This is a genomic window from Bradyrhizobium sp. 41S5 (assembly GCF_011516665.3).
GTDB lineage: Bacteria > Pseudomonadota > Alphaproteobacteria > Rhizobiales > Xanthobacteraceae > Bradyrhizobium > Bradyrhizobium quebecense.
Genome location: NZ_CP083721.1, coordinates 3,117,069 through 3,131,370 on the forward strand (window position 1 = coordinate 3,117,069; position 14,302 = coordinate 3,131,370).

Sequence of the window (14,302 nt, forward strand, 5' to 3'; positions counted from 1 at the left end):
CGGCTGCAAAGGAATCTGGCGGGATTTCATCATGTTTCTGGTAACCGGGGGCGCCGGTTTTATCGGATCGAACGTCGTGGCCGCGTTGAATGACGCCGGGCGCAGCGACGTTGCGGTCTGCGACATTCTTGGGGACGACGGCAAGTGGCGGAACCTGGCCAAGCGCCAGATCGCCGATTTCGTGCCGCCGACCGAGTTGATGGCTTGGCTGCAGGCCCGGCAGCTGGATGCCGTCCTCCATCTCGGCGCCATCTCGGCGACCACCGCGACCGACGGCGATCTGGTGATCGAGACCAATTTCCGTCTCTCGATGCGGCTGCTCGACTGGTGCACCGCGACCGGAACCCCGCTGATCTATGCCTCGTCGGCGGCCACCTATGGCGACGGCGACCAGGGCTTCGACGACGATGGTTCGGTGGAGGCGCTCAAGCGTCTGCGGCCGATGAACCTGTATGGCTGGAGCAAGAACCTGTTCGACCTCGCCGTCGCCGAGCGCGCTGCGAAAGGCGAACCTCTGCCGCCGCAATGGGCGGGGCTGAAATTCTTCAACGTGTTCGGCCCGAATGAATATCACAAGGGCACGATGATGAGCGTGCTGGCGCGCCGCTTCGACGACATCAAGGCGGGCCGCGTCGTACAGCTGTTCAGGTCGCATCGCGAGGGCATCGCCGATGGCGATCAGCGCCGCGACTTCATCTATGTCGACGACGTCGTGCGGGTGATGATGTGGCTGGTCGCAACGCCGTGGGTCTCCGGCCTCTTCAATGTCGGCACCGGCAAGGCGCGCAGCTTCAAGGACCTGATCGTCTCGGCCTACGGCGCGCTCGGCCTGCAGCCGAACATCCAGTATGTCGACATGCCCGAGCAGATTCGCGGCAGTTATCAATATTTCACCCAGAGCGTCGTCGATCGTCTCGGGCGCGCCGGATACAATGGCGGTTTTACGCAGTTGGAAGATGCGGTCGGGGCCTATGTGAACGGCTTTCTCGATCGCGCGGATCGCTATCGCTAGAGCGGATGACGGTGACTGATGTTCGATTTTGAAGCGATCTCGCGTGCAATGTCCGGCCAGACCGTGCTCTGCGTCGGCGACCTGATGCTCGACGAGTTCGTGTACGGCGAGGTGTCGCGGATCTCGCCGGAGGCGCCGGCGCCGGTGATCGCGGTCAGGCGCAGCGAGATCAATATCGGCGGCGCCGGCAACGTCGCGCGCAATATCGCCGCGCTCGGCGGCCGCTGCATCTTCGTCGGCCTGATCGGCGAGGATGCCGCCGGAACGGTATTGACCGAAGCGCTGGCGAAAGAGGCGGGGATCGAGACCGTGCTGGTGCGCGACGCCGCGCGTCCGACCACGCGCAAGGTACGCTTCGTCTCCGAACAATTCTCGACCCACATGCTGCGCTCCGATTGGGAGCTGGCCGCGCCGGCCGCGCCCGCCATCGAGCAGCAGCTGATCGATGCGATCCTGCCGCACCTTGCGCGCGCCGACATCGTGCTGCTGTCCGATTACGCCAAGGGCGTGCTGACCGCGCGCGTGATCCGCAACGTGATCGACGCCGCGCGCCAGGCGGGCAAGCGCGTGATCGTCGATCCCAAGAGCGCCAACCTCGCGATCTATCGCGGCGCGACCGTGTTGACGCCGAACCGGAAGGAATTCGCCGAGGCGACCCGCAGCGGTGCCGACAGCCAGGACAGCATCGCGCAGGCCGCGCCCGATGCGATGGTCCTCGCCGATTGCGAGGCGATGCTGGTGACGCAGGGCGAGCGCGGCATGACGCTGGTGACGCGGGAGGGCGGTTCGATCCACGTGCCGGCACTGCCGGTCAAGGTGCGCGACGTCTCCGGGGCCGGCGATACCGTCGCTGCGGCGCTGGCGCTGGCGCTGGCTGCTGGTGCCGACTGGGACGGCGCGCTGCGGATCGCGAGTGCCGCAGCCGCGGTTGCGGTCGGCAAGACCGGTACCGCGATCGTCAGGTCCGCCGAGTTGCGGCGAAGGATCCTGCCGCACGCCTCGCTGGCGGCCGAGGAGAAGATCGTCCCGGCCGGCGGCGATATCGACGCGTATCTCGAGGAATGGCGCAGGCAGGATCTGCGGATCGGCTTCACCAATGGCTGTTTCGACATCCTGCATCCGGGCCACGTCCAGGTGCTGACCGCCGCGCGGAGCGCCTGTGACCGCCTGATCGTCGGATTGAACAGCGACGCCTCGGTGAAGCGGCTGAAGGGCGAGGGGCGTCCGGTCCAGAACGAGCGCGCCCGGGCCGAGGTGCTGGCGGCGCTGGAAGCCGTCGACCTCGTCGCAATCTTCGAGGAGGACACGCCGATCAACCTGATCACGAAGGTGCGGCCGAGCGTGCTGGTCAAGGGCGGCGACTATACCCGTGAGCAGGTGGTCGGCCACGAGATCGTCGAGGCCGGCGGCGGCGAGGTGGTGCTGGTCGAGATTCTGCAGGGCCACAGCACGACGTCGCTGGTTGCCCGGGCTCGCGAGGGCAAGGCGTGAGCGCGAGCATGGCATCCCCGGCAGGCGCCGCGGCGTGCCCGGCCTGGCGCGATCCGGCGCGCTGGCAGAGTGCGACCGACGTGGTCGCGGTCCTGATTGCGCTGTCGCTGCCGTGGTCGACCTCGCTGGTCGGCATCTTCGGCGTGGTGCTGCTGATCTCGATTGCGCCGACCGTCGACCTGCGGGCGTTCTGGACGCTGCTGAAGCGGCCGATCTGCGTGGCGCCGATCGCGCTGTTTTGCCTCGCGCTCGCCGGAACGCTCTGGTCGGACGCAGCCTGGGGCGCGAGATTGTACGCGGTCGGGCCGACCGCAAAGCTCTTGGTGCTTCCGGTCCTGCTCTATCACTTCCAGCGCTCGGCCCGTGGGACATGGGTGTTCGTGGCTTTCCTCGTCTCCTGCACGCTGCTGATGCTGATTTCGTGGCTGGTGCTTGCCTATCCCCACCTCGCGCTGCGGGCGCCGGCGCCCGGCGAGCAGGGCGTCTTCGTCAAGAACTACATCGACCAGAGCCAGGAATTCACGCTGTGCGCGGTCGCGCTGGCCTATCCGATCGTGATGCTGTTGCGGGCCAATCGCGTTCTGCCGGCCGTGTTGCTGGTCGGGATCGCGCTCAGCCTGCTTGCCAACATGGCGTTCGTGGTGGTGTCGCGGACCGCGCTGGTGACTATCCCGATCATGTTCGCGGTGTTTGCGCTGCTGCATTTGCGCTGGCGCAGCATCGCCCTGATCCTGTGTGCGGCCGGTGCGTTGTCCGTGGCGGCGTGGTATGCCTCGCCGCAACTGCGCGCGACGGCCGATTCATTCCAGCGCGACTACAAGCTCTACATGGAGCGCAACGAGCCGACGTCGCTTGGTTTGCGGCTCGAATTCTGGCGCAAATCGCTCGGCTTCTTCGCCGAGGCACCGGTCATCGGCCACGGCACCGGAGCGACGCGGGGCCTGTTCGAGCGCGTCGCGGCCGGCGGCGTGAACCAGGCTTCCGCCGAAGTGATCGGAAACCCCCACAATCAAACGTTGAACGTCGCCGTTCAGTGGGGCATTGTGGGTGTAGCGATACTGTACGCGATGTGGCTGCTGCACCTGTTGCTGTTCCGCGGCGACGGTCTCGTCAACTGGATCGGGCTTCTCGTCGTGGTACAGAATATTTCAAGTTCGTTGTTTAATTCACACATCTTCGACTTTCATGAAGGCTGGATGTACGTGCTGGGCGTCGGCGTTGCGGGCGGCATGGCGTTGAAGGGGCGATTGGGGACGGATATGGAACCCGAGCCTCCGATCCGTCCATGATCGCTGGCAAGGGCTCCGCAGATACGCTACAGCCTGCCAATGTCCCGTCGCGAACTCCCAGTTGCCAGCAACCCGTCCGTTAGATGACGCGCCTTTCACAATTCCACCTGCGCAACTTCCTGATTCTGGCGCATGACGCGCTCGCGACGACGTTTGCGTTGCTGGCGAGCTTTTATCTGCGCTTCGAGGGCAGCCTGCTTACCGATCGGCTGCCGCATTTGCTGCGCATTCTGCCCTGGTTCGTGCTGTTCAGCGTCGTGGTCAGCTATTTCTCCAATCTGACCACGGCGAAATGGCGCTTCACCTCGCTGCCGGACGCGGTGAACATCCTGCGGGTCGCAGCGGTGCTGACGCTGGCACTGGTCGTGGTGGATTACGTCTACTTCTTCACCGGAGCGAATTCGCCAAGTCCGGTGTTCCTCGGCCGTGTCACGATCATCCTGTTCTTCTTCCTCGAGGTGTTCGCGCTGAGCGCGCTGCGCCTCGGCTATCGCTACTTCCGCGCTTCGCGCACGCGACTTCATGCCCGATCCGACAATGCCGCGTCGGCGCTGCTGGTCGGACGCACGGCCGACGCGGAAGTCGTGCTGCGCGGCATCGAGAACGGCGCCATCAAGCGGCTCTGGCCGGTCGGCGTGCTCTCGCCGTCGGCCGCGGACCGCGGCCAGATGATCCGCAACATTCCCGTGGTCGGCGGCGTCGATGATATCGAAGCCGTGATTCGGGATTTCGAGAGCCGCCGGCGGCCGATCAAGCGCGTGATCATGACGCCCTCGGCCTTCGAGCCGGATGCGCATCCGGAAAGCGTGCTGATGCGCGCCAAGCGGCTCGGTCTGATGGTCAGCCGCCTGCCGTCGCTGGAGGGCGGCGATACGCCACGGCTCACCAATGTCGCGGTCGAAGACCTGCTGCTGCGCCCGAGCCAGAGGATCGACTATGCGCGGCTCGAGTCGCTGGTGAAGGGCAAGTCCGTCATCGTGACCGGCGGCGGCGGCTCGATCGGTGCGGAGATTTGCGAGAGGGTCGCGACCTTCGGCGCGGCGCGTCTCCTGGTCGTCGAGAACTCGGAGCCGGCGCTCTATGCGGTCACCGAGGCGCTATCCGCGCGCGACAGCGGCCCCGAGATCGAGGGCCGGATCGCGGACATCAGGGATCGCGAGCGCATCACGCGCCTGATGAGCGAGTTCAAGCCCGACATCGTGTTCCATGCCGCGGCGCTCAAGCATGTGCCGATCCTGGAGCGCGACTGGAGCGAAGGGGTCAAGACCAACATCTTCGGCTCCGTGAACGTCGCCGACGCGGCGCGTGCCGCAGGCGCGAGCGCCATGGTGATGATCTCGACCGACAAGGCCATCGAGCCGGTGTCGATGCTCGGCCTGACCAAGCGGTTCGCCGAGATGTACTGTCAGGCGATGGATCATGACCTGATGACCGAGGCCAGGGGTAAGTCGCACATGCGGCTGATCTCGGTGCGGTTCGGCAACGTGCTGGCCTCCAACGGATCCGTGGTGCCGAAATTCAAGGCCCAGATCGAGGCCGGCGGGCCGATCACGGTGACCCATCCGGACATGGTCCGTTATTTCATGACGATCCGCGAAGCCTGCGATCTCGTGATCACCGCCGCGACGCACGCCATGACGCCGGCGCGACCTGACGTCTCGGTCTATGTGCTGAACATGGGGCAGCCGGTGAAGATCGTCGATCTCGCCGAGCGGATGATCCGCCTGTCGGGCCTGCAACCGGGCGTCGACGTCGAGATCGTGTTCAGCGGCATCCGTCCCGGCGAGCGGCTGAACGAGATCCTGTTCGCAAGCCAGGAGCCGACGCTCGAAATCGGCGTTGCCGGCGTCATGGCCGCCAAGCCGAACCAGCCTCCGATGTCGACGCTGCGCAAGTGGCTCGCGGCGCTGGAAGATGCGATCGAGAGGGATGACCGCGTGACCATCCGTGCCGTTCTTCAGGACGCCGTGCCCGAGTTCGGATCGAATGCCGCCTGACCGCGCCGTCCTGTGGGCGATCAGGCAGGACCGTTTCGAAAGCCATTGATGCCCAGTTCTCGAAAAGTCGTGGTCGCCAGCCAGCATTATCCGCCGGACCACAGCACGACCGCCGCGATCATGTCCGCGATCGCCGAACGGATCGCGCAGGAGGCGGACGTGGTGGTGGTCTCCGGGATGCCGGGCTCGGCGAGGGCGCCGGCGCCGGGGCGCCCCGTCGTCGTCGAGATCAGGAACTGGCTGCCGGGAAAGGCGGCGCTGATCAAGCGCGCGCTGGCCGAGGCGCTGTTCACCGGACGGATGTTCTTTGCGTTGTTGTCGCGGCTGCAGCGGGGCGACGTGGCGCTGACGGTGACGGCTCCCTTCGCGCTGCCTTATGCGGTTGCCGCCGCGGCGCGGCTGAAGGGGGCCAAGTCGGCGTTGATCCTGCACGATTTGTTTCCGGATGTTCTCGTGATGGCCGGGCTGCTGCGGCCGTCCTCGCTGGTCGCGCGGGCGATGCGCGCGATCAACGCGCTGATGTTCCGGGCCTTGAACATCGTCATCGTCATCGGCCGCGATGCCGAGAAGCTGCTGCTGCGCTATCGTGGCATGACACCGGAGAAGATCAGGTTCATCCCGAACTGGGCCACGCTCGACCCTGGCAATCGTCCCGTCAGCCCCGACAATCCGTTTCGCAAGGCGATCGCCGCCCGCTTCGTCGTCGGCCTGTCCGGCAATCTCGGCTTCACCCACGATCCGGAGATCGTCTTCGGAGCCGCGCGGCTGTTGCGCGACGAGCGCGATATTCATTTCCTGCTGTCGGGATGGGGCATGGGCTTTGCGCGGCTAAAGGAGATGCAGGCCGAGGCGCAACTCGCCAACGTCACGCTGGTCGAGCGCGTCGCGGATGGCGAGCTCGATGCGCTGCTGTCCAGCGCGGACGTCTGGCTCATTCCCTATCGCAGGAACGTTGCCGGTGTATCGGTCCCGAGCCGGTTCTATAATCTGCTCGCAGCCGGCCGGCCCGTTATCCTGGTCTCCGAACCCGAAGCCGAGGCCGCGCTGACCGTCAGCGAGAACCGGCTGGGCTGGGTCGTCACGCCGGGACGGCCCGACCAACTCGCCGGTGCGATCAGGATGGCGTCGCAATCGCAGGACGCCGCGATGGCCGAGCGTGCCGTCGCGACCGCGCGGACCTTCAGTCCCGAGCGGGCCCTGTCGAGCTACGCCGCGCTGGTTGCGGAGCTGTTATCCAATCACGATGTGGAGCGGACAGCATGAATGATCGCCGCCCGACGGTTCTGGTGACGGGTGCGAGCGGCTTTGTCGGTCGCCACGTGGTGCCGGAGCTGGAGCAGAGCGGCTGGTTGGTGCGACGCGCGGTGCGCACCCCGCTGCAGGATGCAAACGACGTGGCGATCGGCTCGCTCAGTCCCGCCACCGACTGGCGCGCCGCGCTCGATGGCGTGGACGCCGTTGTTCACCTTGCGGCTCGCGTTCACCAGCAGTCCGATGAACAGGCGATCGAGCTCTACCGCAACGTCAATATCGAAGGCACGCTGCATCTGGCGCGTTCGGCGGTTGCGGCGGGCGTTCGGGATTTCATTTTTGTCAGCACGATCCTGGTGCATGGGCGCAGCAATTACGGGCGCCCGCCGTTTCGCGAGGACGACGTCCTGACGCCTCGCGGCCTCTACGGAAACTCGAAGGCGGCCGCTGAAGTTGGTCTGAAGGGGATTGTGCCGGGCAGCGGCATGAGGGTGACCGTGATCAGGCCGCCGCTGATCTACGGCGCCGGCGCGAAGGGAAATTTCGCCCTGCTCAAGCGCGCGGTGATCAATCGCATGCCGCTTCCGCTCGCCTTTGTGAAGAATCGCCGCGCGTTCCTGTCGGCGGAAAACCTGGCGTCGTTCATTCTGTATCGGTTGTCGCGACCGGGAAATGATTTCGACGTCTTTCTGGTGGCCGACCGCGAGCAGGTCTCGACGCGGGAGTTCGTCGAGCGCCTTGCCCGCGCGGCAGAAACCTCGCCGCATCTGTTCTGGCTGCCGTTGCCGCTCCTGAAAGCGTCGCTCACGGTGGGCGGCCGCAAGGAAGCCTATGACAGCCTGTTCGCCTCGCTTGAACTCGATCTATCCAAGGTCGCGAGCACCGGATGGCAGCAGCCGATCAGTCTCGATGAGGGGCTGAGACGCGCGCTGCGCCGAACGGATATGTAGATTTTGTTTTGACGCGTTTTCTTCACGCGAACCGGTAGCCACTTCGCTGGAAAACGCTCTGGCCCGATCAGAACGGTCGCGAGAACCGGCGCAGTTGCCAGGCGACGGCGAGCGCGCCGGCCAGCAGCAGGACGATATCTGCGGCGAGGGAATTGAGGGCGACCGATGCGAATGCGAGCAGCGCCAACCCCACGTTGAGCGCAAAGACCTCGCCGACGACGCGCCACACCACAAATCCGTTGTCGGTCGCGCGCTGATAGAAGTGCGAGCGGTGCGCGGACCAGAACGGCTCGCGCCGCGCGACGCGGCGAAACAGCGTGACCGTCGCATCGGTCAAATAATACAGCGGCAGCAGCAGCGCGGCGGCGAATTGCTGATGCAGGGCAAGCTCGAGCAGGCACCAGCCCAGCAGCAAGCCGATCGGCAGGCTGCCGACATCGCCAAGGAATATCTTTGCCACCGGCCGGTTGAACGGCGCGAAGCCGAGCAGCGCGCCGCACAGCGCTGCCGCGACCAGCGCGCAAGCCGCGGGCACATGGCCGAAGCTGCCGAGCAGGGCGACGGCCACCGTGATCGGCACGGCCTCGGCCGCCGTCATCAGGTCGAGCCCGTCCATGAAGTTGACGAGGTTCACGAACCAGAGGCCGGCGATCAGCAGCAGGCCGCGTTCGAGCCAGAGCGGGCAGGCCGGAACGAGCCTGAGATCGGACGGCGCTGAAAACACCACGGCTGCAACGGCGGCGGCCTGCAGCAACAGCCGCAGGACGACAGGTAGCGACCGGATGTCGTCGGCAAAGCCCACCACCGCGATGAACAGGCAGGCCGCGAACACGGTGAACGGTATCGTCAGGTCCGGCGATCCGGCCAGCACGACGACGATCCCGCCCGCCAGCAGCGTGGCTGCGATGACCGCGATGCCGGCGCCCTGCGGCGTTGGAATGCGGTGCGACGAGCGCGCATTCGGCTTCGCCAGTGCCACGCGCAGCAGCAGAGGCCGCGTTGCCTGGATCAGGACGGCCGAGATCGATGCGGCCAGCACCGCTGCGATCAATGACAGGAGGGTCTCGAAACCGCTCATTCTGGTCCGGTCACTGCGATCCCGGGAGTCGCGATGGCGATCCCGGGACTTCGATCGGCTCGGCGCCCTTGGCGGCCTTTTCCGGGCTCAGGATCCACACCAGGCCGCCGAACACACCGACCACGAACGACACCGCGCCGAACAGCAGCGAGATGTTGACGCCTTCATTCGCGATCAGGCCGGCATAGCCGAAGGCGAGCGCCATCGTGGCCTCGCGCACCCCCCAGCCGGCGATCGAGATCGGCATCATCGTGATCAGCATGACCGGGGGCAACAATTGGAATATCTGGCCGAAGGTGACGGGTGCCGTGATCGATTTCACCACGCACCAGCCGATCACGACGGTCACCACGTGAATGGCGATCGAAAGGGTCGCGACCCGCAATCCGTGCTTGCGGCTGAACAACACCCGGTTCGCGATGACCGCGCAGGCGTGGATGTGGTGCGTCGCCCACCACTGCTTCAGCCAGGGCCACGGCAACAGGCCGATCACGAGGAAACCAAAGCCGGCCGCAAGCGCGGCGATGTCGAGCAGCAGCAACGCCATCCAGCCGTGGGTATCGGAGATCAGCCGATAGCTCCAGGGCAGGGTGGCCGCGATGACGACGGCAAGCGCGATCAGTCCGACCGCGCGATCGACGAAGATCGAATAGGTGGCTGCGCGCCAGCCCGCACCGGCGCGCGCGACGAGCCATAGGCGCACGGCGTCGCCGCCGATCGAGGACGGCAGGGTCTGGTTGAAGAAGGTACCGATCACGTTGAAGCGCATCGCCTGCGCGGTTTCCAGCGGCGCGCCGCACTCCACGCTGATCTCGCGCCAGCGCAGCACCCCGAGAAAGATCTGCAGGAAGGTGACCGCGATCGCGAGGCCGAGCCAGCCCAGGCTCTCAGCCTGGATGCGGGAGGCGAGGTCGTACAGGTTGACCTTGCGCAGCGAGAAATAGAGCAGCGCAGCCGAGATCAGGATCTTGACGGTCGAAAGCAGGATTCGGCGCATTTCCGTTCGCGCTGCCAGGTTTTCAGGATGTGTCAAAAACAGCGCAAAACGCTTTCGCGCGCCCAAATTCGCCGCCTTGGTATGGTTTCCGCACCGATCTGGCAATACCCCGTACCGACCCTATTGCGGCCCGCTCGACGGGGCGGCTAAAGAGGCCGGACTGGGAGGGACAGCACCCACCCGGGGTTTACGATACGGGTAAAATCCGACCAGACGTGCGGGGGGCACGCGTGATACTGCTCGGATCGTGCTTTGGAGGTAACCCGGCCGCCCGCTGCGGCTGCCCGGGAAAAATCTTAGTGTGTCGTCCGCGGACACGACAGGACTTGAGGCATCGATGGATCGACGAATTATTCCCCTGATCATGTGCGGCGGCGCAGGGACGCGGCTCTGGCCGGCGTCACGCGAGGTGCATCCGAAGCAGTTCCTGTCCCTGTTCGGGGCGCGCTCGACCTTCCAGGAGACGCTGCTGCGGGTCTCCGACGCCGGCCTGTTCGAGCGGCCGATCGTGATCACCAACGAGGCCTATCGTTTCATGGTCCTGGAGCAACTGGCCGAGGTCGGCCGCGAGGCCGACGTGCTGCTGGAGCCGATGCGCCGCGACTCCGGGCCCGCGATCGCGGCGGGTGCGGCATTCGCGCAGAGCCGTGACAGCGAGGCGATCGTGCTGGCGCTCGCCGCCGATCACCTGGTGCGGGATACGCCGGCCTTCGTCGCCGCATGCCGCGGCGGATTGGTGGCTGCCGAAGCCGGCCGCATCGTGACCTTCGGCGTCAAGCCGGAGCGGCCCGCCACTGAATACGGCTATATCAGCCCGGGTGAGGTGGTCGCCGGCGAGGTGCGCGCGGTGGCAAAATTCGTCGAGAAGCCGGATGCCGCGACGGCGGCAGGCTATATCGATGCGGGTTATCTCTGGAACAGCGGCAACTTCATGTTCCGCGCCGGCGTGTTGCTCGACGAGTATCGCAAGGTCGATGCCGACAGCATTGCCGCGGTGGAGCAGTCGGTCACTACCGCGACGCGCGATCTCGGCTTCGTCAAGCTCGATGCCGCGGCGTTCGGCGCGGCGAAGGCGATCTCGATCGATTACGCGGTGATGGAGAAGACCGCTCATGCCGCGGTGGTGCCGGTGGCGTGCGGCTGGTCCGACATCGGCTCGTGGCGCCAGGTCTGGGAGCTCTCCGACAAGGACAGCCTCGGCAACGCGGCGCGCGGCGCGGCGGTGTTCGAGGACTCCCGCAATTGCAACGTCTCGACCGACCGGGCGCTGGTCGCGCTCGAAGGCGTCGACGACCTCGTCGTGGTCGCGACCCAGGACGCCGTGCTGGTGTCACGCCAGAAGGACGCCAACGGGCTGAAGCGGCTGGTCGCGAAATTGAAAGTGGCGGCGCCCGGGGTGACCGAGAACCACATCAAGGTGCATCGCCCCTGGGGCTCCTATCAATCGGTCGACAATGGCGACCGCCACCAGGTCAAGCGCATCATCGTCAAGCCGGGCGGGCGGCTGTCGCTGCAGAAGCACCATCACCGCTCCGAGCACTGGATCGTGGTGCGCGGCACCGCGCAGGTCACCGTCAACGAGCTGATCAAGACGGTGCACGAGAACGAGTCGATCTACATCCCGATCGGTGCGGTGCACCGGCTGGAGAATCCCGGCAAGATCCAGCTCGAGCTGATCGAGGTGCAGACCGGCAGCTATTTGGGCGAGGACGACATCATCCGCATCGAGGACGACTACCGGCGCAGCTGAGGCGAGCCGGTTCCCGCGCCGATCGCCGGGCGCGGGACGATGTAACTCTTTGAATCAAAACGTGTCCGGATTTCGCCGTTGGCATTCGCCACATTTGTGACGCCGTGCTATAGCGGCTGCCAACGAAGCGGGGTGATTTGCGCCGGGGGCGCAGATCGGGACGAGGGGCCTTGGTCTGATTCCCTCGGAGCCGGGATGGCTCCCTGAGGAGCCGGGACAACCGCCAGAACGCTACTTGGGGTCTACGATATGAATGCAAAAGTGTCCGCAGCCGGCGCGAGGGCCGATATCGGCCGCGCATTGCGCGTCGGCGTGATCGGCGCCGGCGTGATGGGCAGCAACCATGCCCGCGTGCTGGCCGGACTGCCCGGCGTCGTGCTGATCGGCATCGTCGATCCGCTGCCGGAACACCGCACACGCGCCATCGACCTGGTCGGTTGCCGCGCCTTCGAAAACCTCGATCAGCTGCTTGCCGAGGGCATCGATGCGGTGACGATCGCAGCACCGACCCACCTGCATCACGAGATCGCGCTCGCCTGCATCGCGCGCAACATCCACATCCTGGTCGAAAAGCCGGTCGCCTCCACGGTCGACGAGGGCCGCGAGATCGTCGCAGCCGCCGAGCGGGCCGGCGTCACGCTGATGGTCGGTCATGTCGAGCGCTTCAATCCGGCGGTCGCCGCGATCAAGCAGGCGATCTCGGGCGAGGACATCCTGTCGATCGGCATCACCCGGGTCGGCCCGTTCCCGCCGCGGATGTCCAATGTCGGCGTCGTGATCGATCTCGCCGTGCACGACATCGACTTGATCCGCTGGTTCACCGAGTCCGACATCGTCGAGGTGCAGCCGCAGCTCTCGAGCGCGGTCGCCGAGCGCGAGGACATCGCACTGCTGCAATTCCGCACGGCGTCCGGTGTGCTCGCCCACATCAACACCAACTGGCTGACGCCGTTCAAGGCGCGCAACGTGACGGTCGCGACCCGCGGCAAGTACGTGATGGGCGACCTGCTCACCCGCCAGGTCACCGAATGCTTCGGCTTCAAGCCGGACGGCAGCTATTCGATGCGTCATCTGCCGGTCGGTCACGACGAGCCGCTGCGCGCCGAACTGATCGCCTTCCTCGATGCCGTGCGCAGCGGCAAGCTGCCGGCGGTGTCCGGCGACGAAGGCGTGGCGAGCCTCGCGATCGCGATCCGCTGCCTGGAATCGCCCGCCCGGCCCGCCGCCTCGACGATGCGCAAGGGACCGCGCCGCATCGCCGGCTGATTGCCTTCACTGGCTGATTGTCATCCATTCAACACGTGCAAAGAGCTTCCATGAACCAGCATATGCAGCTTGAGCCCATTCCCTTCATCGATATCGCCGCGCAGCGCCGCCGGCTCGGCAAGTCGATCGATGACGCGGTCGCGCGCGTGCTCGACCATTGCCAGTTCATCAACGGTCCGGAAGTCACCGCGCTGGAGAGGGCGCTGGCCGACTATAGCGGCGCCAAGCACGTGGTGAGCTGCGCCAGCGGCACCGACGCGCTCCTGATGGTCCTGATGGCGAAGAATGTCGGGCCGGGCGATGCGGTGCTGTGCCCGACCTTCACCTTTTGCGCGACCGGCGAAGTCGTGACGCTGACCGGCGCGACGCCGGTTTTCGTGGATGTCGATGAGGAGACCTTCAACATCGACGTCAACTCGCTGAAGCGCGGCATCGCAACGGCGCGCGCACGCGGATGGAAGCCGGTTGCCGTGATCCCGGTCGATCTGTTCGGCCAGAGCGCCGATCACGACGCGATCGGCGCGGTCGCCGAGGCCGAGGGCCTGTTCGTGCTCGACGACGCCGCGCAGGGCTTTGGCGCAACCTACAAGAACCGCAAGCTCGGCACTTTCGGGCTCGCGACCGGAACCAGCTTCTTCCCGGCCAAGCCGCTCGGCTGCTTCGGCGACGGCGGCGCGATCTTCACCGACGACGAGGAACTCGCGCGCACGCTGCGCAGCATCCGCGTCCACGGCCAGGGCTCGGACAAGTACGATAACGTGCGGCTCGGCCTCACGGCGCGGCTCGACACCATGCAAGCGGCGATCCTGCTCGAGAAGCTGAAGATCTTCGACGACGAGATCGCGGCGCGCAACAAGGTGGCGGAACGCTATTCGCGGGCGCTCGGCAACCTCGTCGCGGTGCCGCGCGTGGCTCCCGGCTGCACCTCGGTCTGGGCGCAATACACCATCCGTCTGACCAACGGCATCGATCGTGACGCCTTCGCGGCCGCCTTGAAGGCGCAGGGCGTGCCGACCATGATCTACTATCCGAAGTCGGTCCACCAGCAGACGGCCTACAGCCACTATCCGGTTGCCGACGGTGGCCTGCCGGTCAGCGAGCGCCTGTCGAAGGACGTCATCGCCCTGCCGATGCACCCCTATCTCGACGAGGCGGCGCAGGACCGCGTCATCGCGGCTGTGCGCAGCGCTCTTTCGGCCTAATAGGTCATTTTGACGTAGG

General features: G+C 66.0%; 11 protein-coding genes. 9 read left to right on the forward strand and 2 right to left on the reverse strand.

Annotated elements, in window-relative coordinates; genetic code table 11:
- Positions 1 to 31 precede the first annotated feature (31 nt).
- From rfaD to HAP47_RS14650, 6 genes are all read left to right on the forward strand, one after another.
- Positions 32 to 1,012 (forward strand): ADP-glyceromanno-heptose 6-epimerase, encoded by a 981-nt coding sequence (rfaD, locus tag HAP47_RS14625; protein WP_173637630.1) that lies wholly within the window; start codon positions 32 to 34, stop codon positions 1,010 to 1,012.
- 18 nt (positions 1,013 to 1,030) lie between these two features.
- The gene (rfaE1, locus tag HAP47_RS14630) at positions 1,031 to 2,503 is read left to right on the forward strand and encodes a D-glycero-beta-D-manno-heptose-7-phosphate kinase (RefSeq protein ID WP_173637629.1); all 1,473 of its coding nucleotides are present in this window, start codon (positions 1,031 to 1,033) and stop codon (positions 2,501 to 2,503) included.
- A gap of 8 nt (positions 2,504 to 2,511) precedes the next feature.
- The gene (locus tag HAP47_RS14635; protein ID WP_173637628.1) at positions 2,512 to 3,792 is read left to right on the forward strand and encodes an O-antigen ligase family protein; all 1,281 of its coding nucleotides are present in this window, start codon (positions 2,512 to 2,514) and stop codon (positions 3,790 to 3,792) included.
- An 83-nt stretch (positions 3,793 to 3,875) separates the two neighbouring features.
- Positions 3,876 to 5,789 carry a nucleoside-diphosphate sugar epimerase/dehydratase gene (locus tag HAP47_RS14640; protein ID WP_173637627.1) on the forward strand — a complete coding sequence of 638 codons (1,914 nt, stop codon included), beginning with the start codon at positions 3,876 to 3,878 and terminating at the stop codon, positions 5,787 to 5,789.
- Positions 5,790 to 5,837: 48 nt separating this feature from the next.
- Positions 5,838 to 7,052, forward strand: coding sequence for a glycosyltransferase family 4 protein (locus HAP47_RS14645; RefSeq protein WP_173637626.1), 1,215 nt, complete (start codon positions 5,838 to 5,840; stop codon positions 7,050 to 7,052).
- A gap of 59 nt (positions 7,053 to 7,111) precedes the next feature.
- Positions 7,112 to 7,990: an NAD-dependent epimerase/dehydratase family protein gene (locus HAP47_RS14650; RefSeq protein WP_371821783.1), complete on the forward strand. Its 879-nt coding sequence runs from the start codon at positions 7,112 to 7,114 to the stop codon at positions 7,988 to 7,990.
- 67 nt (positions 7,991 to 8,057) lie between these two features.
- On the opposite strand, the gene HAP47_RS14655 is transcribed toward HAP47_RS14650, so the two are convergent.
- Positions 8,058 to 9,068: a glycosyl transferase gene (locus tag HAP47_RS14655; protein WP_173637624.1), complete on the reverse strand. Its 1,011-nt coding sequence runs from the start codon at positions 9,066 to 9,068 to the stop codon at positions 8,058 to 8,060.
- A 10-nt stretch (positions 9,069 to 9,078) separates the two neighbouring features.
- On the reverse strand, positions 9,079 to 10,065 hold the full coding sequence (locus HAP47_RS14660) for a lysylphosphatidylglycerol synthase transmembrane domain-containing protein (RefSeq protein ID WP_173637623.1): 987 nt from the start codon (positions 10,063 to 10,065) through the stop codon (positions 9,079 to 9,081).
- Between the two features lie 337 nt (positions 10,066 to 10,402).
- Here HAP47_RS14660 and HAP47_RS14665 point away from each other — a divergent pair, with 337 nt between their 5' ends.
- The 3 genes from HAP47_RS14665 (at position 10,403) to HAP47_RS14675 (ending at position 14,283) form a co-directional block, all read left to right on the forward strand.
- A complete protein-coding gene (locus HAP47_RS14665) occupies positions 10,403 to 11,815 on the forward strand; it encodes a mannose-1-phosphate guanylyltransferase/mannose-6-phosphate isomerase (RefSeq protein WP_173637622.1) in 1,413 nt (470 codons plus the stop codon).
- Between the two features lie 249 nt (positions 11,816 to 12,064).
- Positions 12,065 to 13,081 (forward strand): Gfo/Idh/MocA family protein, encoded by a 1,017-nt coding sequence (locus tag HAP47_RS14670; protein WP_173637621.1) that lies wholly within the window; start codon positions 12,065 to 12,067, stop codon positions 13,079 to 13,081.
- A 50-nt stretch (positions 13,082 to 13,131) separates the two neighbouring features.
- Positions 13,132 to 14,283, forward strand: coding sequence for a DegT/DnrJ/EryC1/StrS family aminotransferase (locus tag HAP47_RS14675; RefSeq protein ID WP_173637620.1), 1,152 nt, complete (start codon positions 13,132 to 13,134; stop codon positions 14,281 to 14,283).
- Positions 14,284 to 14,302: the final 19 nt, after the last annotated feature.